Here is a 20,043-nt window from a genome sequence, read left to right as displayed (position 1 = left end):
GGGGGCCCTGTGAAGATGCGGGCCGCCGTCGTGCGGGGGAGTCTCCAGGTGACTGGAGGTTTCACGATGCGCTCAATGCGACTCACTCTCTGCGCCGGGGCGGTGGTCGCGGCCGCGTTCACACCCGCCGCGTACGCGGCCGGCGCGGGACCGGCCGGCATCTCCGTGACCCCCGCGTCCCCGCCCGCCGGCAGCGACATCCAGGTGCGGGCCATGGGCTGCGCGGGCCGGACCGGCACCGCGGCGTCGGACGCGTTCGTCTCGGACGCGCGGCTGACCGGCGGGGGTGGCGGCGGACTGGTCGGCGAGACCCGGGTCCGGACCTCGCTCCGGCCGGGCAGCTACGGCGTCGAGGTCGACTGCGACGGACACGGCGACCGGGTCAGGGGCACGGTCACCGTGCCGGCACCGGACTCGGCTCCGACCGTCTCCGCGCCCGTCTCGCCGATCGCGCCCGTGCACGCGGGCGGCGGCGGAACCGCCCGCCTCGCCGCGGTGGGCGAGGCGCACGCGGCCGGACCCGGTACCAGGCAGGCCGTGGTCGGGCTGGTCCTCGCGAGCGTCGCCGCGGTCGCCGTCGCGGTCCGCAGCGGGCGCCGGGGCCACGACGGCCGCGACTGACATGGCCGAACGGGAGCGTTCCCCGGGCACCGGGCGGCTGCTGACGGGCGTGGCCTGGCTGGTGCTGCTGCTCGGGCTGTGGCTGTGGGGCCGTGAGGTGACGGATCTGCGGCTCGGGACGTCGGCGCCGACCACGGGGGACATCGCGGCCGTCGGACGGCCGCCGGAAGTTCGGTTGCCCCCCGCGCTCAAGCCCCTCGGGAACGCCCGGCCGCAGCGCGTCGACATTCCCTCGATGGGTGTGCAGGCCGCCGTCGTGGCCCGCGGGCTCGACGGCCGGGGCGCGATCGATCCGCCGCCGTTCGACCAGCCGGGTGTCGTCGGCTGGTACGCGGCCGGGGCGCAGCCGGGGGCCGTCGGGACCGCGCTGATGGTCGGCCACGTCGACACCCGGACCCGGCCCGCCGTCTTCTACCGGCTCAGCTCCGTCAAACCCGGCGACACCGTCCGGGTCATGCGCGACGACGGGACGGTCGCCGAGTTCACCGTGGACGACGTCCAGGTGCTGCCGCGCGACCATTTCGATGCCCAACAGGCCTATGGCGCAAGGAAGTCCGGGCGGGCCGAGCTGCGGCTCATCACCTGCGGCGGAACCTTCGACCGGACGAGCGGCAGCTACACGGCGAACGTGGTGGTCTCGGCGTATCTCACGGGCAGCGGACTGTGAACGGACGCGGGAGCCGTGCCGGGCACGGCGGGGGCACCGGTGCGGTCACCGGGCCCGGCCGGCGACCCGCTCCCCCGGGAAGCCGCCGACCGGGCTGGTCCTCGACCGCACGCGCACGGATTGCGGGAGTAACCCGGCGCCGGCGCGGGAGGTTTGCGGGCCGTCCACCGGGGTGAGGCGGTCGGACCGGGACAACTGGCCTGGTAACGGGGCCACTTGAAGCCACCTTAGAACAGGTGAGCGGTGTGGTTCATAGACCCTTTGACGCCAAGTGCACGACGGGCGCCGTCGGACCCCGTGGCCCGTGCGTCATCGCGATGCCGGGGCTGTAACAGCTCTCCGACAGGGGCCGCGCGGTCTCGTCGGCTGCGCGGTCGGTATGTCAGGATTGAGACTTGGGACGGTGCACCCGAGGGGGAGTTGGATGTACGGCAACAAGGGTGCCGGGGCACGGGCGTCCATGGCGGTGCTGGGGGCGGCACTGCTGCTCGCGGGATGTTCCTCCGGGGGCGGCGGCAAGGGCGAGGGTTCCGGAGCCGGGGTCACACGACAGCCGAAGAACGCGGACCCGTTCTGGGTGAATCCGCACGGGAACGCGGCCGGACAGGTCGCCGCCTACGTCAAGGCGGGCAAGGGCGAGGAAGCCGAACAGATCCGCAAGATAGCCGAGCGGCCGACCGGTGAGTGGATCGGCCCGGAGAACCCGGAACAGGAGGCGCGCGGCTTCACCGAGGCCGCCGAGAAGTCCGGACGGTCCGCGATCCTGGTCCTCTACAACATCCCGCACCGCGACTGCGGACAGTTCTCGCAGGGCGGCGCCGCCGACGGCAACGCCTACCGGACCTGGATCGACGGGGTGGCGAAGGGCGTCGAGGACCGCCACGCCACGGTGATCCTGGAACCGGACGCCGTCCTGCACCTGGTCAACCAGTGCACACCGCGGCAGTACCAGGAGGAGCGCTACGACCTCCTCAAGGGCGCCATCGGCAGGCTCAAGTCCCTGAAGAACACCAAGGTCTACCTGGACGCGGGCAACGCCGGCTGGGGCCACCCCGACCAGATCTTCCAGCCGTTGCTGGCGGCGGGCATCGACGGGGCCGACGGCTTCTCCGTCAACGTCTCCAACTTCTACTCGACCGAGGACTCGATCGCCTACGGCAAGCGGCTGGCCGCGAAGGTCGGCGGCAAGCACTTCGTCATCGACACCAGCCGCAACGGCAACGGCCCGTACACGGGCGGCAAGGCCGACGAGAACTGGTGCAACCCGCCGGGCCGCGCGCTCGGCGAGAGTCCGACGACCAGGACCGCCGACCCGCTCGTCGACGCGTACCTCTGGGTCAAGCGGCCCGGCGAGTCGGACGGCACGTGCAAGGGCGGCCCGAAGGCGGGCGATTGGTGGGCGGACTACGCCCTGAAGCTCGCCCGGGCCTCGAAGTAGCGGCACCCTGCACGTGACCGGGGGCACCCTCCGCTTCCCATGGAGGGCGCCCCCGGTCACGTACAGCCGTACGCTCCCGCAACTTCCCGGGAATCAAGGCACCTTGACCCACTGCGCCTTGCTCGGGGTGCCCTGGTCGTCCGTCACGAACAGCATGTACCAGCCGGACTCGACGAGATTCCGGTTCTTCGGCACCGTCACCGAGATCCCGGTCCTCGTCCTGGTGAAGTCCAGGGCGATGGACCGCTGGTCGACGTCGGTGACATGGGTGGACGCGCTCGGCCGGATCAGCCGGGCCGTCCTGATGGACGCGGCGTGCGCCGAGGTGAAGGCCGCCGAGCCGCCGCGGGCGATCGTCCTCGGACCGCCGGACAGCGAGGGCCGCGCGTCCCGGAAGAGGTACGGCGGTGTGTAGATCTCGATGCGCTGCTCGAAGGTGGCCGGTTTGGTGTCGGCCCTGTCCGCGTAGAGCGAGTTGGAGCCGAAGAACATCACGCGCCCGTCGGGCAGCAGGATCGAGCCCGAGTGGTAGTTGCGGCCCACCAGCGGGTCGGCCACCCGGTCGAAGGTGTTCGCCTTCGGGTCGTAGATCCGTGCCTGGAGAATGTTGGAGTCACCGCGCCCGCGGTAGTCCTCGGAGCCGCCGGAGACGAGGACGGTGTCGTCGGGCAGGATCGAGGACTGCGGATAGCGGGTGCCCTTGTCCAGCGCGGGGCCGTCCACGAACCTCGGGTTCCGGTCCAACAGGTCGATCAGCCGGGTCTTCCTGCTGGACAGCCTGGACTCGCCGACCCCGCCGCCACCGATCACCAGGTACTTCTCGTCCTGCGCGGGCGGCAGCAGCACGGTGCCGGACGTCTCCATCATGTTCGGGTCGCTCAGGCCGTCGAGCTTGGTGAAGCGGTTGCTCGCCAGGTCCCAGACGCCGGGGTCGCGGCCCACGTCGTCCGGTCCGTACCCGGCGTTCGAGCCCGAGTAGAAGAGCTTGCCGTTCTGCATCAGCGAGATCGCCGGGTAGGTCGGGAACTGCCGGATGCCCTTGGTGTACGTCCACTTCCTGGTCTTCGGGTCGAAGACCTCGTTCTTGCCCGGGACGAGCTGGCCGATCTCGTCCAGGCCGGAGAGGCTGAGCACCTTGCCGTCGCCGAGGGTGGTCAGCGTCGGGTACCAGCGGGCCTCGTTCATCGGGTCGACCTTGATGTACCTCTCGGCGACCGGATCGAACTCGTAGGCGTCCCGGATGCCCTGGAAGTCCTTCTTGTCGAGGGCGAGCTTCTGGGCGATGCCGTAGGTGTTGCGGGCGTCGGTGCCGGTCAGGCCTTGGATCCGGTAGTTGTCCTGGGTGCCGGTCTCGTACTTCTGGCCGCTCCGGTGCGCCTCGACGTAGATGCGCCCGAGGCCCGGGTCGTTGCGCAGGAACGCGCCGGTCGCCCTGTCGAAGACCTTCTTGGCGCGCGGGACGAGCACCGGGTCCTTCGACACGAACGTCTTGCCGTTCTCCTTGCCGGTGAACCGGGTGCCCGCGGGCAGCGTGACGGGCTTGTCGGGGTTCTCGTTGTGGACGACCATCAGCCCGCCGGCCTTGGTGACGTCGCCCTTCAGCGTCTCGTACCGCTTGGTGCCGCCGGCGATCAGCAGATTGCCGTTGGCGAGCTGGGTGTGCCCCGTGCAGAACAGGTCGGCGGGCGTCGGGATCTTCTCGATCGTGCCCTTGACCGGGTCCCAGACCCGGGTGTCGAACTTCTTCGCGTCGAAGTTGTCCTGGTTGTTGCCCGAGCCCGCGATCAGCAGGATCCTGCCGGTGTGCAGCAGGGCCGCGTGGATCGTGTTGAGCCGGTACTCCGGCGGGAATTCGACGATGTCCCAGTGGCCGTTGTCGGCTTTGTACTCCGGCTTGTCGATCGTGTACTGGTGATACCTGTCCGTTCCGAAGCGGTACAGCCAGGGCCCGTTCATCCCGGCCAGCACGAGCACCACCACCCCGGTGATCCCGAGGCGGCGGACCCGGCGGCGACGGCCACCGTCCTCCTTCATTTCTCGCGTCCCCCAAGGGCGATCCGCACGGTCTCGTCGCTCTCCCCGGTCGCGGCGGCCCAGCCGGGCCTGCGCTGCGGCGCGTGCGGCGCGTGCGGGGCGTGCCGCTCCCGCCGCGGCGCGGAAGCCTGCTGCGGAACGCGGACGTCCTCCGGTGCCCGGGGCGGCCGCTTCCGCTCCTGGCGCAGGGTCCACCGCCAGGCGAGGATCGGCGAGGCGGTGATCAGCAGGGCGAAGACCCCCCAGACGATCATCGCGGGGTGGGAGTGCCCGAGAACGAATCCGGCGATGATCGAGCCGGCGAAGACCAGGATGAAGAACAGATGGATCCGGAAGGTCCCGAACAGCGTGTCGGGGCTGGCCGAATCGCCCTTGGGCGTCACCACGAACGTGCTCTTGCGGCGCAGCACGGCGTCCATGAGCGCCCGTGCGTAGACCGGGGCGGACAGCGCCGACATCACCATGCCGGCCACACCGCCGGAGCCCTCGGGCTCGTGCGGCGAGACGTTGTGGCGGCGGTTCCAGATGTACAGGCCGATCTGGAGCGCCGAGGCGTTGCCGTACAGCATCAGCCAGACCGTCGGGTCGATGTTCACGCCCGATGCCCCGAGCCCGAGGAAGAGGGCGCAGCTGAGGGCCGCGAGGATCCAGTTGAGCGCCGACATCGGATAGAAGACGATCATCATCGTGTAGTTGAAGAGCCTGCCGGGAGGCATCGAGAAGAAGCCCTTCCAGTACTGCTTGAGGATCGTCTCGTAGGTGCCCCGTGACCAGCGGAGCTGCTGGGTGAAGAAGTCCGTCCAGGCGGCCGGTCCCTCACCGACGGCCAGGACGTCCGGGGTGTACACGGACTTCCACTTCCGACCGGTCTCCGGGTTCCTGGCGCGGTGCATCTCGAAGCCGGTGGCCATGTCCTCGGTGATCGAGTCGTACAGGCCGCCGATCTGCTTCAGTGCCTTGATGCGTACGGCGTTGGAGGTGCCGACGAACATCGGGGAGCCGTAGAAGTTGCCGGCCCGCTGGACGAGGGCGTGGAACAGGAACTGCTGCGACTCGGCGGCCTTGGTGACGGTGTTGTCGTAATTGCCGTACACCTGGGGGCCGATGACGAAACCGACGTCCGGGTCGCGGAAGAAGCCGAGCATCCGCTCCAGGTAGTTGGGCAGCGGTACGTGGTCGGTGTCCACCGAGGCGAAGTAGTCGTAGTCGTCGCCGTGGGCCCGCAGCCAGGCGTTGTAGTTGCCGTGCTTGGTCCTGGCGCGGTGCGGGCCCTTGGCCTGGTTCCACTCCGCGACCCCCTTGCGGGTGAAGTGGTGCACGCCCAGGCGCGCGCAGACCTCCTTCACCTCCGGGTCGTCGCCCTCGTCGAGGAGCCAGATGTGCAGCGGCCCCCGGTGGCGCAGCTCGACGGCGGCCTCCAGGGTCTTCGTCACCATGGCGAGGGGTTCCTTGCCGGGCACGAACGAGGTGAGGAAGGCGACTCTCGTGCCGGCTTCGGGCACCACCGGGACCGGGTCGCGGGCGACCAGGGTGGCGTGCGCGTTGGACAGCACGTTCATGCAGCGGAAGAACTCGATCAGGCCGATCGAGACCAGCATCACGGTGTCCAGCACCGGCAGGAAGTCGTAGGCGGGATAGTCGCGTTCTGTCCAGTGCACGGGCTGGAGCAGCCAGCCGAGCAGGACCAGTGAGAGCAGCGGGGCCGCGCCCAGCATGAGGCCCGCGCGTATGCGGTGCGGCTCCTGCGACAGCAGGGAGCGGTACCGCACCTTGTACGGTTTGCCGGGCTCGGGCTGGGTGAGCGGACCGGCGAGCCGGCTGTAGTGCTCGTAGTCGTACCGCGGCAGCGTCTTCCCGGTCCTCCGGAGGCTGTCGGTCCGGTGGTTCGGTATCCGGAGCCGGGTCGTCTCTGTACTGTCGAATTCCTTCGGGGCGCCCGTCGGCGTCATGAGTCATCCCCCCGCACGCACGCTCGGGTGCGTGGTCGTCGGTTCTCGTCCGCCCGCTCGGGTCCCCCTGGGCCGTCACGGACGCGTTCGCCGGCCGCCGGCGTCACATCGCCTCATTCACACCATACGGACATGAATCGACGGCCCCCCGGTTGCACGACGCCCCCCTCGGCGTCGCTCATGGGCGGGCCCCCAGCCCCCCACGGTCGCAACCGGCCCTACCCCCCAACTGTCTCAACTGCCCTAAATCGACGGTTCTTTGAAGCACAGGGTTCTACGCCGTCCGTCATGATCGCAAGATGCGAAACGCGGTGTTAACCGGTCATACGCGTTCAATGGGACGCGAGTACGAAAAGGGGACCCTATGTCGCCTCCGGCGCCGCCTTCGACGCCCGGGCGGCGCGGGCTCCGGTGCCGGCTCCGGCGAGTGATCTCCCGGGCATGACGAAGGGTCCCCTCGTTCTCACGAGGGGACCCTCCGGTCGGTGCGCCGCCAGGGACTCGAACCCCGGACCCGCTGATTAAGAGTCAGCTGCTCTAACCAACTGAGCTAGCGGCGCCTGCTGACGCGAAAACTCTACCCGACCCGCGGGGGTGCTCCTGACCGGGCGGGAGGCTCCATGGCAGGTGGGGGCGGCCCCGTACATCATTCGGACCGTCAACGTGCGACACCGGATGACAGTTGAGAAACTGACGAATGTGCAGAATTGCGGACATTTCCATCTGGAGTACGAGGGGCATCGCATGAAGACTCCGGCATTCGAGGAACTCGATCCCGCGAACGACTGTGACTGCCCCGGATGCGCTCACTGGCGGCGCGTCCTGCCCATTTCCTCGCGGCCCGGGCCGTCGGGCCCCCTGGATCACGTCCTCGGCCTCGCGGGGGTGGCGCGCGCCCCCATGGCGCTCGCACTGGCCGCCGCGGCGGGCACCGCCCTCGGCGCGGTGCCGGCGGTCGCCGCCGTGCACGGACCCGCCCGGCCCGGCGTTCCCCCGGCCGACGGACACGACACCACTCCCCAGGGCCACAGGGCGCCGCTGCACGGCCCGGCGGGGAAACCGGCACTGCCGGTCAGACCGGGGAAGGCGGTCAGGGTACCCGCCACCACCCGGGCCGAGATCTACAAGCGGGTCATGACATGGATCAACGCGCAGGTGCCGTACAGCATGGACGACTACTGGCGGGACGGGTACCGGCAGGACTGCTCCGGCTTCGTCTCGATGGCCTGGAACCTGCCGGGCAACGAATGGACCGGCAGCCTCGACAGCTTCGGCGTGAAGATCACCCGGGACCGGCTCCAGCCGGGCGACATCCTGCTCTTCCACAACCCCGACAACCCCGACAAGGGCTCGCACGTCGTCATCTTCGGAGGCTGGACGGACTACACGCACACCCAGTACGTCGCCTACGAGCAGACCCCGCCGCACACCAGGAGGCGGTCCACCCCGTACGCGTACTGGACGAACTCGGACCACTACGTGCCCTATCGCTACAAGGGGATCACGGAGGGCGCGGGCGGTCCGCTGCCCTCCACCTCGACCCGCTACCCGGGCGCCGCGTACTTCGGGACCGGCGCGAACAACGCGTACGTCACCCAGCTCGGCCGGCTCCTGGTGGACCGGGGCGCGCGCCGCTTCTACACCAAGGGACCGGGGCCGCGCTGGTCGGCCGCGGACCGGCGGGCCACCCAGGCGTTCCAGCGGGCGCAGGGCTGGACGGGGGCGGACGCGGACGGGCTGCCGGGCCCGAGGACCTGGTCGTACCTGGTCGGGAAGAAGGGCAGGAACATCCCCGCCGTGACGGCGGGCCCGGGTTCCTCGCACGCCGTGCCCGGCTATCCGGGGCGCGCGGTGTTCCGGCCCGGGGCGAACGACGCCCATGTCACCCAGCTCGGAAAGCAGCTGGTCAAGAAGGGGTTCGGCACCTACTACACGAGCGGACCCGGACCGCGCTGGGGCGAGGCCGACCGGCGCAACGTCGAGGCGTTCCAGCGGTCCCAGGGCTGGCGCGGCGGCGCGGCGGACGGCTATCCGGGACCGGAGACCTGGCGGCGGCTCTTCTCCTGACCGGGCCGGGTCCCGCAGGGCTGAGCAGGGCGGGTCCCGCAGGGTTGAGCAGGGCGGGTTCCCAGGGCCGAGCAGGCGGGTCCCGCACGTCGGAGCAGGCGAATTCCCCCGGTTGGGCAGCCCGGGTCCCGTACGGCTCGTGAACACACTTCCAGGCGCGGAGGCATGGAGGCAGCTATGAGTACGACGACGTCAGACACCCCGGAGTCCGAAGGGGAGCCCACGGTGGAACCCCGGTCCGACCACGCGGCCGAGTGCGGCGGCGGTCACCGGCCCGCCCGGCTCATCCACAACGAGGTGACCACCGAGATCCCCGTCCATCTGCTGTTCCGCGACGACCCCGACCCGGTGTCGGTGCCGCTCGCGCCCGCCGTCGTGGGCCGCCGGCGCGGCACCGGCGAGCAGCCGAGGATCCGGCGGCCGGTGTCCGGCAGACCGCCGCGCCCGGTGCCGGAGGTCGACCCGGAACTGGTCGAACGGCCCGCACGTGTCCTGCCGGGAGCGGCGGGTGTGCTGGCCGGGGCCTGTGGTGTGGCCGGATGTGCCCTCACCACATGGTGGGCGGGTGTGCTGCCGCCCGCCGTGTCGGCGGCGCTGGAGCTGCACGCGCACACGGGCGCCGGGCTCGGGCCCGCGCAATGGGCGGCGTACGCCGGGGCGGGCGCCCTCGGTCTGTTCGGCTTCGGCGGTCTCGCCCGCGGCCGGACCGGCCGGGCCTGGGTGCTCGGACTGTTCGGGCGCTATCGGGGCACGGTCCGGCGCACCGGTCTGATGTGGGTCAACCCGCTGGTACTGCGCCGCCGGGTCGACGTACGGCTGCGGCACTGGCGCAGCGAGCCGATGTCCGTGGTCGACGCGAACGGGGTCGAGCTGCGGGTGGTCGTGCTCGTGGTGTGGCGCGTGAAGGACACCGCGCGGGCCACGCTGGCGGTCGACGACCACCGGACGTATCTGCGGGAGTGTGTGGAGGCCGCCCTGTCGCGGGTGCTCTCCCAGCTTCCGGCCGAACTGCCGCCCGCCGTGATCAGGGACCTGACCCTGCGCAACACGGACGCGGTCGGCGAGGCGCTGACCCGGATGGTCGCCGCCGACACGGCCCCGGTCGGCCTGGAGGTGTTCTCCGCGCAGCCGACCCGGATCGAGTACGCGCCCGAGATCGCCGCCGTGATGCAGCGCCGCCGGATCGCGGCCCTGGACGCCCAGCACCGCGACAGCGTGCTCGGCTCGGTCGTCGACTCGGTGGAGGACACGGTGACCAGGCTGACCCTGCGGGGGCTGGTCGAACTGGACGACTACGAGCGCAAGGCGTTGGTGAAGGACCTGACGGTGGCGTTCTGCACGGGTCGCGGGGAGGTGTCCTCGTAGACCACCGGGCGGGGCGGACAGGTCCGCTATTGGTATGGACATGTTCAACTACCCGCAATAATCTGGTACTTGGTCTAGACCTGAACCTCGCGCGCACAGCTCAGGGAACATCCCCCACGTCCTCCAGGAGCGGCAGCATGCGCAAACGGACGAACCAGTCCCGCACCAGCGGGAAGGCGAAGATGTACGCGGCGGCGCTCGGCCTCGTCACGGCGGGCACCTTCGTGCTCTCCACCGGCGGAGCCAGCGCCCACGGCTACACCGACCAGCCCCTCAGCCGGCAGAAGATGTGCGCCGCGAACGGCGGCATCGTCGCCAACTGCGGTGACATCCAATGGGAGCCGCAGAGCGTCGAGGGTCTCAAGGGCTTCCCGGCGGCGGGCCCGGCCGACGGGCAGATCTGCTCCGCGGGCCACACCAACTTCGGCCAGCTCGACCAGCCGAAGACCCCCGCGGGCACGGCCTGGCCGACGACGAAGGTCACCGCGGGACAGACCTACACCTTCCGCTGGCAGTTCACCGCGATGCACGCGACGACCGACTTCAAGTACTTCATCACCAAGACCGGCTGGAACCAGAACCACGCGCTGACCCGCGCGGACCTGGAGACCACCCCGTTCCTGACGGTCCCCTACAACGGACAGCGCCCCCCGGCCACGCTCACGCACACCGGCACCCTGCCGAGCGGCAGGACCGGACACCACCTGATCCTCGGGGTGTGGACGGTCGCGGACACGACGAACGCGTTCTACTCCTGCGCGGACGTCACGTTCTGAGCCCCGCGGTCCCGGAACCGGCGTGGCGGGGGACCGGGGTCGCGGGACCGGGAATCCCGGGGCCCGGAGTTCTGAGCCTCCCTTGAGGCGCGGGCACCACCGGCGCGGGTATGTTCCCCGCACGTCGACACGACCAAGTCGGCGTGCGGGGAGCAGTATCCGACCACCGGGGGACCGTCATGAGTGTGTTCTTCTATGCCTTTCCAGGCGTGATCATCGTCGCGGTGCTGCTCTTGGCGGCCAGGACGGTGCGCCGCTCGCTGGAGCTGCGCAGCGCCTGGAACAGCGGACTGACCGCGGAGGCGCGCTGTCTGCGCTCGTACACGACGGTCGGCGGGGGCGGCAACGACAGCTCCGTCACCACGACCCTGCACCACGTCTACGAGTTCACGACGAACAAGGGCCGCGCGATCCGCTTCGAGGAGGCGAACGGCTCCTCGACCGTGGTCGAGGGGGACACCGTCACCGTGTTCTACACCGCCCAGCGCCCCGAGAGGGCCACGGCGCAGCCGCCGAGCCCGGCCAGGGCGGCCGCGGGCATGTTCGGCATGCTGGTGTTCTGTGGCTTGATCGTCACCTTCTGCGTCGGCTTCATGATCACCTACCACGTGGAGTCCTCGGGCGGCGATTCGTTCTTCGGCGGGAGCTGACCGCGCGGGCCGGGCGGCCGGGGGAGGGGGCCGGCGGTCCGGCCGGAGTCGGGGCGCGCACGACCCTCCCTATCTGACGGAGCGTCAATTACCGTACGCGTCCATGGGGTCCAGTAGGCGCACCGTCGGGGAACTCGTACGGGAGCGGTGGGGTGATCACCGGCCCGGGCTGTGGTTCGAGGGCCGGGTCATCAGCCACCACCAGGTCGCGGCGGGCGCGGCGGCACGGGCGGCGCTGCTCGGCGAGCTGCTGCCGCCCGGCGCGGAGCCGCACGTGGGGGTGCTGCTCGACAACACCCCTGAATATCCCCTGTGGTTGAGCGCGGCAGCCCTCGCCGGTGCCGCCGTCGCGGGGATCAACCCGACCCGACGCGGCCCCGAACTGGCCCGCGACATCCTGCACACCGAATGCCGCGTGCTGGTCACCGAGCGGGCCCATCTGCCCCTCCTCGACGGACTCGAACTCCCGGGCGTACGCGTCCTGGTGACCGACACGGACGCCTATGCCGAGCTCCTGAAGACCTACGAGGGCGCGCGGCCGGACGCCGGCGGGGCGGGCCCGGACAGCCGCTTCCTCCTTCTCTTCACGTCCGGTTCGACCGGCGCGCCCAAGGCCGCGATCTGCACCCAGGGCAGGATCGCCGCCGCCGGACGCTCGCTCGTCGACCACTTCGGGGTGCGTGCGGACGACACCCACTACATCTGCATGCCGATGTTCCACGGCAACGCGGTGATCGCCGACTGGGCCCCGGCGTTGGCGGCCGGCGCGGGGATCGCGCTACGGCGCCGCTTCTCGGCGTCCGGGTTCCTCCCCGACGTACGGGCCTGTGGGGCCACGTACTTCACCTACGTCGGCCGTGCCGTGCAGTATCTGCTGGCCACGCCCGCCGGCTCCGGCGACCGTGACCATTGCCTGCGCATCGGATTCGGGACGGAGGCCGGAGCGGTCGACGCGGCCGCCTTCGAGAAGCGTTTCGGGGCGCGGCTGATCGAGGGGTACGGCTCCTCGGAGGGCGGCGCCGCCCTCCAGCGCACGCCCGGCACCCCGGCCGGGGCGATTGGACGGGCGGCGCCCGCGGACGACCTCGCGGTGATCGACCCGAGGACCCGGCGCGAGTGCCCGTCCGCCGTCTTCGCCGAGGACGGCCGCCTGCTCAACGGCGCGGAGGCGATAGGGGAGTTGGTGAACCGGGGCGCCAGTCCCTTCGAGGGGTACTGGCGCAATCCCGACGCGGAGGCCGCCCGGCGCCGGGGCGCGTCACCCCGGCCGGGGGAAGCCGGGGCGGGGAAGGGCGAGTTGGGGAAGAGCGGGGCGGGCGAAGCCGTGGCGGGGAAGAGCGGGGCGGGCGAAGCCGGGGCGGGGAGAGGTGAGGCGGGGGAAGCTCAGGTGGGGAGGGGTGAGGCGGGGGAGGGCTGGTACTGGACCGGTGACCTCTTCTACCGGGACGCGGACGGGTTTCTCTACTTCGCCGGACGCGCCGACGACCGGCTCCGCGTCGACAGCGAGAACCTCGCCGCCGCGATGATCGAGAACATCATCGCCCGGTACGAGGACGCCGCCGCCGTCGCGGTGTACGCCGTGCCGGATCCGGTGGCGGGCGACCAGGTGATGGCGACGCTGGCCCTCAAGGAGGGGGCACGCTTCGACCCCTCGCCCTTCGCCGCGTTCCTGCTCGCCCAGCCGGACCTGGGCACGAAGATGGCTCCCCGGTTCCTGCGGATCGTGGAGCGGATGCCCGTCACCGCCACCAACAAGATCCACCGGGTGGGCCTGAGGCGTGAGGGCTTCCGCTGCCCGGACCCGGTGTGGTGGCGCCCCCCGGGCGAGCTGGCGTACCGGCCGCTGACGCCGGCGGACCTGGACGCGCTGGTGACCCAGTACCGGGCGCGCGGCCGGGAGGAGTTGCTGACCCGGTAGCCGACCGGACGGACCGGGGACGGTACCTGACGCGGGACCCGCACCGCCGGTACAGGCCGGAGTCGCCTTCGGCGCGGCCGCGCGTGCCCGGGGCGCGCCGGATCCGCCTCCGCGCAGGACCCGCACGGTCCCGTGCCGGTCGTACCGGACTGCTCGCGGCCGGTGGGCGGCAGCGCCCGCCCGGCGTCTTTCGAACGGCGGTCGAGTGACGCATCCCGGACGCCTTCCGCGGGGAGGATATCCGGGCACGTGCGCCGAGAGGCCTGTGCGCGAGAGGTCCGAGCCGAGGGAAGAAGGACGTCGCGTTGCCTGATCCGGTTCCCGGACACGGAAGCCGCGGGGCGATACCGCCCCGGCTCGCACCCGCGCCGGTGACGCCGCCCGGGTCGGCCACGCCGGTCGCGCCTGCTGCCCGCGGAAGCCGCGGGGCGATGTCACCCCGGCTCCCGCCCGGGGCGCTGACGCCGGGCGTGTCGGTTATGCGGGTCGCGCCTGCTGTCCCGGGAGTTCCGCCCAGGTGGGGGCTTGTCATGACCCTGCTGGCCAGGGCGCCTCCCGGGCGGATCGTCGACCCGGCCGAACCGTGCGCCCGGCCGGACGGTCCGACGCCCCCCACCCCAACCCTCGACAGCACCCGAAAGGCACTCATGTCCCCCACGCATGACACGCTCGACCGCGCGCACAACGACGACCTGTTCAGCTTCGTCAGAGCCAGCCCCTCGCCGTACCACGTGGTGGCGAGCGCGGCGCAGCGCCTGGAGAAGGCCGGTTTCGCGGAGTTGCGGGAGCGGGACGACTGGACGGCCGGAGCCGAAGGAGGCCGCTACGTCGTCCGCGGGGGAGCGCTGCTCGCCTGGTACGTTCCGCCGGGCGCCCCCGCCCGCACCCCGTTCAGGATCGTCGGCGCCCACACCGACTCACCGAATCTGCGGGTCAAGCCCACGCCGGACACCGGCTCCGCGGGATGGCGGCAGATCGCCGTGGAGGTCTACGGCGGTGTGCCGCTCAACACCTGGCTCGACCGCGATCTGGGCGTCTCGGGGCGGCTGGCCCTGCGCGACGGATCGACCCGGCTGGTCAGCGTCGACAGGCCGCTGCTGCGGGTGCCGCAGCTCGCCATCCACCTCGACCGGACCGTGAACGAGGGGCTCGCGCTGGACCGGCAGCGGCACATGGCCCCGCTGTGGGGACTCGGCGACCCCCGGCCCGGCGCGCTGCTCGGCCGGATCGCGGACGAGGCCGGTGCCGACGCCGACGAGGTCCTCGGCTGGGACCTGATGCTGCACGACATCCAGCCGCCCGGGTATCTGGGCGCGGACGAGGAGTTCATCGTCGCGTCGCGCCTCGACAACCAGATCTCGGTGCACGCGGGCGTCACCGCCCTGGTCGCCGCGGCCGGCGCGGCCCGCCCGCCCGCGTCCATACCCGTGCTCGCCGCCTTCGATCACGAGGAGGTCGGCAGCGGATCGGAGTCAGGCGCCCAGGGCCCCTTCCTGGAACGGGTGCTGGCCCGCGCCGTGACCGCCAGGGGCGGCGGGACCGAGGACTTCAACCGCGCCCTCGCCGGCGCCCTGTGCGTCTCCTCCGACATGTCCCACGCGGTCCACCCCAACTACGCCGAACGCCACGACCCGGACCACTGGCCGCTGCCCAACGGCGGCCCCGTGATCAAGGTCAACGTCAATCAGCGGTACGCCACCGACGGCATCGGTGTCGCGGCCTTCGCCGCCGCGTGCGAACGGGCGGAGGTGCCGTGGCAGCCGTTCGTCTCCCACAACGCGATGCCGTGCGGGACGTCGATCGGCCCGATCACGGCGGCCCGGCTCGGCGTGGCGACGGTCGACGTGGGCGTGGCGGGGTTGTCGATGCACTCGGCGCGCGAGTTGTGCGGGGCGCGGGACCCGGGGCTGCTGGCGCGGGTGCTGACCGAGTTCGTCCTGTCGGAGTAGACCGGGTTCCCGGCGGCCAGGGCGTGCAGGGATCACACGGGAGTCCCGGGACATGCGTGAAGGCCCCCCACATGCGTGGAGGGCCTTCACCGAGGTGCGCCGCCAGGGACTCGAACCCCGGACCCGCTGATTAAGAGTCAGCTGCTCTAACCAACTGAGCTAGCGGCGCATGACTCTCGCCTCCCGCTTCCGCGGGCGGCGACAAAAGAAATACTACCTGGTCCGTGGGGGTGCTTCCGACCACCCGCGCGGCCACCCGTCCGACCATGTGACCTGCGGCGCGACCGGCTGCGGCCCCGGCCGTCGGCCGGATCGGGCCGCCGGCCCTGTGCGGGCCCGGTATGCGCCCTGTGCGGGCCCGGTGCGGCCGCTGTCAGATCGCGAGGGAGAGCAGCACCGGGGCCGCTCCGCGGTTCAGCGTGTCCGCGGCGCGGCGGAGCCGGTGGGCGTGTTCGACGGGGAGGGAGAGGGCGAGACAGCCGACGGAGGAGCCGGCGGTGATCGGTACGGCCGCGCAGACCGTGCCGATCGCGTACTCCTGGAGGTCGAGCACGGGCACGGTGGCCGGCTGGGAGTCGAGGCGCGACAGCAGGAGCCGCTCGCTGGTGATGGTCCGCGAGGTGAGGCGGGCCATCTTGTGGCGGGAGAGGTGGTCGCGGCGGCCGTTGTGGTCGAGCTGGCCGAGCAGGCTCTTGCCGACCGCGCTGGCGTGCGCGGAGGAGCGGAAGTCGACCCATTCGTTGACCGCGGGGGTCGACGGGCTCTCCGCGTACTGCGTGACGTGCACCTCGCCGTCGATGTAGCGGCTGATGTAGATCGCGGCGCCGACCGAGTCGCGGAGCCGGTCGATCGTCTGCTGGAGCTTTTCGCGCAGCGCCTGCTCGCGGCCCTGCGCGGAACCGAGACGGCCGAGGGCGGCGCCGGTGACGTACGCGCCGTCCGCGACCTGCTCGACGTAGCCCTCCCGGCGCAGCATGCGCAGCAGTGCCGTCAGCCGGTCGGCGCCGAGGCCGGCCTGGCGGGCGAGTTCGGCCTCGGTGACGCCGGTGGTGTGCCGCGACACCGTCTCCAGGACGCGCAGCGCGTCCTGGGCCGAGTGGTACGGCGCGGTCGGCTCGTTCATCAGCGCCACGGTTTTCCCCCTGCGCTTCGTGGACCGGCTCAAAAATGACGCCGGTCCGGACAGCTGGGCCCACTCCACGATAACCGTCAAGCAGCCTTCTGCGGGCGCCTGTTGACGAGATTGGTGGCGCGCTCCATGCCTCTCAGCAGGAACGCACCACCCTGGCATATGCCAAGGGCATTGCATCTGGGGCATGCTCCAGGGGTCGGACCTCGCGGCTTCCCGTGAGTGCTCCCCTTCCGCCCCTCGTTCACTCCCGGACTTCAGAGGACGGCGCCGAGGAATTCCCTGGTCCGCTCGTGCTCCGGGTCGCCGAAGATCCTTTCCGGTGGTCCGGATTCGATGACATGGCCGGAATCGAACATCAGGACCTGGTCCGAGATGTCCCGGGCGAAATTCATCTCGTGGGTCACACAGAGCATCGTGATGTCCGTCGTCTGAGCGATGTCACGCAGGACGTCGAGGACCCCCGCGACCAGCTCGGGGTCGAGCGCGGACGTCACCTCGTCCAGCAGCAGTATCTGCGGCCGCATCGCCAGCGCGCGGGCGATGGCCACGCGCTGCTGCTGTCCGCCGGACAGCCGGCCCGGCCGCGCGTCGCACTTGTCCGAGAGGCCGACCAGGTCGAGCAGTTCCCGAGCCCGCTCCTCGGCCTCGTCCCGGGACAGGCCGAGGACGGTGACGGGCGCCTCGGTGACGTTCCTCAGCACGCTCATGTTCGGGAACAGGTTGAACTGCTGGAAGACCATCCCGATCTTCTTGCGGACCTCGCGGACCCGCTTCTCGTCGGCCGGGAAGAGCCGGTCCCCGGCGACCGTGATCGTGCCCTCGTCCGGCCGGGTCAGGGTCATCAGCAGCCGCAGGATCGTCGTCTTGCCGGACCCGGACGGGCCGATCAGCGTGACGTGCTTGCCGGAGTCGACGCGGAAGTCGAGCCCGTCGAGGACGGTGTTGTCCCCGAAGCGCTTGGTGACCCTGTCGAAGCGGATCAGCTCGCTGCCGTCCACCGGGGGATTGGCCAGGTCCGTCGAGGGGCCGGTCCCGGCAGTCGTGTCGGCGTTCCTGTCAGTGTTCTTGTCAGTGTTCGTGTCGGCGGTCGTGTCAGCGGACAAGGCGTCGCTCCAGGGCTCGCAGCAGCAGGGAAGCCGGGTAGGAAATGAGGATGAAGGCCACACCGATGACCGTGAGCGGCTCCGTGAACTGGAAGTGCTGCTGCGCGTACAGACGCGCCTCGCCGAGCATGTCCAGCACGGTGATCGTCATCAGCATCGGGGTGTCCTTGAGCATCGCGATGACGTAGTTGCCGAGTGCCGGTACGACACGGCGGACCGCCTGCGGCAGGATCACCGCCGTCCAGGTGCGCCGCACGGGCAGGCCGAGTGCCGTGGCCGCTTCCCACTGGCCGGCGGGCACGCCCTCGATACCGGCCCGGTAGACCTGCATCGTGTACGTCGAGTAGTGCAGCCCGATCGCGATCACACCGGTGGTCAGCGCGGAGAACGTGATGTTCCACTCGGGCAGCACGTAGAAGAGGAAGAACAGTTGCACCAGCAGCGGGGTGTCGCGTACGAACTCGGTGGCCACCCCGACCGGCCAGCGCACCCAGCGTGTCGGCGCCCGCATGAGCAGCGCCCACACGAGACCGAGGGTGAAGGCGATCACCGAACCGAGGGCCAGCGCCTGCAGGGTGACCAGCAGACCGTCCCGGAAGTGCGGCATGAAGTCGCCGACGGCGTTCCAGTCCCAGGTCATGAGGCACCTCCCGCGTGGGCGCCGGCACCGGCGCCCACGGCCGTCGCCTCGGCCCGCTTCGGCTCGCGTGCCGCCGTGCCGCGCTCCCGCTCCTTGCCGATCCCGGCCTTGAGCCGCTTCTCCAGGCCGCGCATCAGCCGGGTGAGCAGGAAGGCGATGGCGAAGTAGATGAGCAGGACGTAGGTGTAGACCTCCGCGCTCTGCTGGAGCGCGAGCCGCACCAGGTTGGCGCTGAACGTCAGATCGCCCATGCCCATGACGGACACCAGCGCGGTGCCCTTGAGCAGCTCGACCAGCAGGTTGCAGAACGGCGGGACCATCTCCGGCACCGCCTGCGGCAGCAGGATCAGCCGCATCCGCTGCCAGGGCGTGAAGCTGAGCGCGATCCCGCCCTCGCGCTGCGCGGGATCGACCGCGTTCAGCGCGCCGCGCACGATCTCGGAGCCGTACGCCCCGTACGTCAGCCCGAGCGCCAGGGTGCCCGCCCACAGCGGGACGAGCTGCCAGCCGAAGGCGAGCGGCAGCACGAAGTACACCCAGAAGATCATGATCAGCGCGGAGGTGCCGCGGAACACCTCGGTGTAGAAGCCCGCGAGGAAGCGGACGATCCACCGCCGCGAGGTGCGCGCGATTCCGGCGAGGAAGGACATCGCGCCGGCCAACAGGGAGCTGAAGAAAAGCAGTTGGACAGTGACCCAGATGCCGTCGAGTACGAGTTTCCAGAGTCCCGAAGTCATCCGCGGCACAGCTCCTTCGCGGTCATGTCGGTCATCTCGGCCCTGGTGAAGCCGAACGGCCGCAGGATGCGGAAGAGTTCGCCGCTGTCCTTCATCTTCCGCAGCTCGGCGTTGAAGGCGTCCCGCAGCCTCGTCTCCGGCGAACGGAACGCGAAACCGCCCCCGTCGACGTGCGGCTTGCCCTTGACCAGCGGCGCGAAGGGCTTCGTGCTCTCCGCCCTGCCGGACTTCCTCACCACTTCGCGGACGGTCAGCGCGGTCCCCGCGAAGACGTCGGCGCGCCCCGCCTCGACCGCGTTCAGCCCGGCCACCTGGTCGGGCACGATCAGGATGTCGCTCTCCTCGCAGCCGGCCTCGACCGCGTACTGGATCTCCGCGTAGCCGGTCCCCGTGGCGAACCTGGCGTTCTTCGCCACCACGTCCCGGTAGTCGTGCAGCCCCTTCGGGTTGCCCTTGCGCACGATGAACGCGTCGAGCATCCGGTAGTCGGGGTCGGCGAAGATGACCTGTTGACAGCGTTCGGCGTTGATGTACATCCCGGCGGACACGACGTCGAACTGCTGGGAGTCGAGCCCGGGTATCAGCGAGCCGAACTCGGTCGGGACCGGCTGGACACGTCCGACGCCGAGCCGCTCGAAGACGGCCTTCGCCAACTCCGGTGCCTCGCCGGTCAGTCGGCCGTCCCGGTCGATGTAGCCGAACGGGATCTCGCCCGCGATGCCCAGCCGTACGACTCCCTGCGCCCTCAGCCGGTCGAGGAGATCGCCGCCGTCCGTCCCGGACGCCGAGGCCACGCGACTGCAGCCGGCGGCGCCGAGCGCACCGAGCGCCGCGACCCCCGCGAGCAGCGACCGGCGGGTGGTCCCGGACGGGTGTCTGTCCTTTCCGCGCTCGTTTCCCTGTTCATTTCCACGTGCGTTCCCAAGTGGTGGAGCCATGGCCGCGCGGCTACCCGGGACCATGTGAAGTATTCGGGCGCCTTCCGGTCCCGCCCGCG

At 71.0% G+C, this 20,043-nt stretch carries 16 protein-coding genes and 2 tRNA genes; 9 read left to right on the top strand and 9 right to left on the bottom strand.

From position 1 onward, the window contains the following. The first annotated feature begins 66 nt into the window (after window positions 1-66). From ACIQRL_RS06075 to ACIQRL_RS06065, 3 genes are all read left to right on the top strand, one after another. Window positions 67-621: a hypothetical protein gene (locus tag ACIQRL_RS06075; protein ID WP_401327559.1), complete on the top strand. Its 555-nt coding sequence runs from the start codon at window positions 67-69 to the stop codon at window positions 619-621. A 1-nt stretch (window position 622) separates the two neighbouring features. Beyond that, the gene (locus ACIQRL_RS06070) at window positions 623-1,288 is read left to right on the top strand and encodes a class F sortase (protein WP_401327557.1); all 666 of its coding nucleotides are present in this window, start codon (window positions 623-625) and stop codon (window positions 1,286-1,288) included. A 424-nt stretch (window positions 1,289-1,712) separates the two neighbouring features. Beyond that, window positions 1,713-2,726 (top strand): glycoside hydrolase family 6 protein, encoded by a 1,014-nt coding sequence (locus ACIQRL_RS06065; RefSeq protein ID WP_401327555.1) that lies wholly within the window; start codon window positions 1,713-1,715, stop codon window positions 2,724-2,726. 93 nt (window positions 2,727-2,819) lie between these two features. Here ACIQRL_RS06065 and ACIQRL_RS06060 read toward each other — a convergent pair whose 3' ends face one another. The 3 genes from ACIQRL_RS06060 to ACIQRL_RS06050 form a co-directional block, all read right to left on the bottom strand. Next, on the bottom strand, window positions 2,820-4,760 hold the full coding sequence (locus ACIQRL_RS06060) for a galactose oxidase-like domain-containing protein (RefSeq protein ID WP_401327552.1): 1,941 nt from the start codon (window positions 4,758-4,760) through the stop codon (window positions 2,820-2,822). Continuing rightward, a complete protein-coding gene (locus ACIQRL_RS06055; RefSeq protein WP_401327550.1) occupies window positions 4,757-6,709 on the bottom strand; it encodes a glycosyltransferase family 2 protein in 1,953 nt (650 codons plus the stop codon). Before ACIQRL_RS06055 ends, ACIQRL_RS06060 begins: the two co-directional genes overlap by 4 nt. Window positions 6,710-7,195: 486 nt before the next feature. Beyond that, window positions 7,196-7,269: transfer RNA gene (locus ACIQRL_RS06050), tRNA-Lys, on the bottom strand. Window positions 7,270-7,453: 184 nt separating this feature from the next. On the opposite strand from ACIQRL_RS06050, the gene ACIQRL_RS06045 reads away from it, so the two are divergent. The 6 genes from ACIQRL_RS06045 (at window position 7,454) to ACIQRL_RS06020 (ending at window position 15,434) form a co-directional block, all read left to right on the top strand. Further along, window positions 7,454-8,776, top strand: a complete 1,323-nt coding sequence (locus tag ACIQRL_RS06045) for a peptidoglycan-binding protein (RefSeq protein WP_401327547.1) — start codon at window positions 7,454-7,456, stop codon at window positions 8,774-8,776. Window positions 8,777-8,953: 177 nt separating this feature from the next. Next, window positions 8,954-10,141, top strand: coding sequence for an SPFH domain-containing protein (locus ACIQRL_RS06040; RefSeq protein ID WP_401327545.1), 1,188 nt, complete (start codon window positions 8,954-8,956; stop codon window positions 10,139-10,141). A gap of 137 nt (window positions 10,142-10,278) precedes the next feature. Beyond that, window positions 10,279-10,917, top strand: coding sequence for a lytic polysaccharide monooxygenase (locus ACIQRL_RS06035; protein WP_401327544.1), 639 nt, complete (start codon window positions 10,279-10,281; stop codon window positions 10,915-10,917). Window positions 10,918-11,096: 179 nt separating this feature from the next. Beyond that, window positions 11,097-11,567 carry a DUF3592 domain-containing protein gene (locus ACIQRL_RS06030; protein ID WP_401327542.1) on the top strand — a complete coding sequence of 157 codons (471 nt, stop codon included), beginning with the start codon at window positions 11,097-11,099 and terminating at the stop codon, window positions 11,565-11,567. Between the two features lie 103 nt (window positions 11,568-11,670). Then, window positions 11,671-13,485 carry an AMP-binding protein gene (locus ACIQRL_RS06025; protein WP_401327539.1) on the top strand — a complete coding sequence of 605 codons (1,815 nt, stop codon included), beginning with the start codon at window positions 11,671-11,673 and terminating at the stop codon, window positions 13,483-13,485. 647 nt (window positions 13,486-14,132) lie between these two features. After that, window positions 14,133-15,434, top strand: coding sequence for a M18 family aminopeptidase (locus ACIQRL_RS06020; RefSeq protein ID WP_401327536.1), 1,302 nt, complete (start codon window positions 14,133-14,135; stop codon window positions 15,432-15,434). Between the two features lie 95 nt (window positions 15,435-15,529). Here ACIQRL_RS06020 and ACIQRL_RS06015 read toward each other — a convergent pair. The 6 genes from ACIQRL_RS06015 to ehuB form a co-directional block, all read right to left on the bottom strand. Continuing rightward, window positions 15,530-15,603, bottom strand: a tRNA-Lys gene (locus ACIQRL_RS06015). A 204-nt stretch (window positions 15,604-15,807) separates the two neighbouring features. Next, window positions 15,808-16,566 carry an IclR family transcriptional regulator gene (locus ACIQRL_RS06010; protein ID WP_401327533.1) on the bottom strand — a complete coding sequence of 253 codons (759 nt, stop codon included), beginning with the start codon at window positions 16,564-16,566 and terminating at the stop codon, window positions 15,808-15,810. A 254-nt stretch (window positions 16,567-16,820) separates the two neighbouring features. Beyond that, window positions 16,821-17,579: an ectoine/hydroxyectoine ABC transporter ATP-binding protein EhuA gene (ehuA, locus tag ACIQRL_RS06005; protein ID WP_401328127.1), complete on the bottom strand. Its 759-nt coding sequence runs from the start codon at window positions 17,577-17,579 to the stop codon at window positions 16,821-16,823. 79 nt (window positions 17,580-17,658) lie between these two features. After that, window positions 17,659-18,309: an ectoine/hydroxyectoine ABC transporter permease subunit EhuD gene (gene ehuD, locus ACIQRL_RS06000; RefSeq protein WP_401327530.1), complete on the bottom strand. Its 651-nt coding sequence runs from the start codon at window positions 18,307-18,309 to the stop codon at window positions 17,659-17,661. Next, window positions 18,306-19,046, bottom strand: a complete 741-nt coding sequence (gene ehuC / locus ACIQRL_RS05995) for an ectoine/hydroxyectoine ABC transporter permease subunit EhuC (protein WP_401327527.1) — start codon at window positions 19,044-19,046, stop codon at window positions 18,306-18,308. The genes ehuD and ehuC overlap by 4 nt, the downstream gene beginning before the upstream one ends. Next, window positions 19,043-19,984, bottom strand: a complete 942-nt coding sequence (ehuB, locus tag ACIQRL_RS05990) for an ectoine/hydroxyectoine ABC transporter substrate-binding protein EhuB (RefSeq protein ID WP_401327524.1) — start codon at window positions 19,982-19,984, stop codon at window positions 19,043-19,045. The genes ehuC and ehuB overlap by 4 nt, the downstream gene beginning before the upstream one ends. Window positions 19,985-20,043 lie beyond the last annotated feature (59 nt).

Source organism: Streptomyces sp. NPDC091209, assembly GCF_044757755.1.
Lineage (GTDB): Bacteria > Actinomycetota > Actinomycetes > Streptomycetales > Streptomycetaceae > Streptomyces.
Note: the sequence above shows the minus strand (reverse complement) of the source record. Positions and strands in the feature narration are given on the sequence as shown.

Coding starts and splice junctions, on each gene's coding strand:
- ACIQRL_RS06040 (WP_401327545.1), top strand. CDS start 8,954: ATGAGTACGACGACGTCAGACACCCCGGAGTCCGAAGGGGAGCCCACG.
- ACIQRL_RS06065 (WP_401327555.1), top strand. CDS start 1,713: ATGTACGGCAACAAGGGTGCCGGGGCACGGGCGTCCATGGCGGTGCTG.
- ehuD (WP_401327530.1), bottom strand. CDS start 18,309: ATGACCTGGGACTGGAACGCCGTCGGCGACTTCATGCCGCACTTCCGG.
- ACIQRL_RS06045 (WP_401327547.1), top strand. CDS start 7,454: ATGAAGACTCCGGCATTCGAGGAACTCGATCCCGCGAACGACTGTGAC.
- ACIQRL_RS06030 (WP_401327542.1), top strand. CDS start 11,097: ATGAGTGTGTTCTTCTATGCCTTTCCAGGCGTGATCATCGTCGCGGTG.
- ehuC (WP_401327527.1), bottom strand. CDS start 19,046: ATGACTTCGGGACTCTGGAAACTCGTACTCGACGGCATCTGGGTCACT.
- ACIQRL_RS06075 (WP_401327559.1), top strand. CDS start 67: ATGCGCTCAATGCGACTCACTCTCTGCGCCGGGGCGGTGGTCGCGGCC.
- ehuB (WP_401327524.1), bottom strand. CDS start 19,984: ATGGCTCCACCACTTGGGAACGCACGTGGAAATGAACAGGGAAACGAG.
- ACIQRL_RS06035 (WP_401327544.1), top strand. CDS start 10,279: ATGCGCAAACGGACGAACCAGTCCCGCACCAGCGGGAAGGCGAAGATG.
- ACIQRL_RS06055 (WP_401327550.1), bottom strand. CDS start 6,709: ATGACGCCGACGGGCGCCCCGAAGGAATTCGACAGTACAGAGACGACC.
- ACIQRL_RS06020 (WP_401327536.1), top strand. CDS start 14,133: ATGTCCCCCACGCATGACACGCTCGACCGCGCGCACAACGACGACCTG.
- ACIQRL_RS06025 (WP_401327539.1), top strand. CDS start 11,671: ATGGGGTCCAGTAGGCGCACCGTCGGGGAACTCGTACGGGAGCGGTGG.
- ACIQRL_RS06070 (WP_401327557.1), top strand. CDS start 623: ATGGCCGAACGGGAGCGTTCCCCGGGCACCGGGCGGCTGCTGACGGGC.
- ACIQRL_RS06060 (WP_401327552.1), bottom strand. CDS start 4,760: ATGAAGGAGGACGGTGGCCGTCGCCGCCGGGTCCGCCGCCTCGGGATC.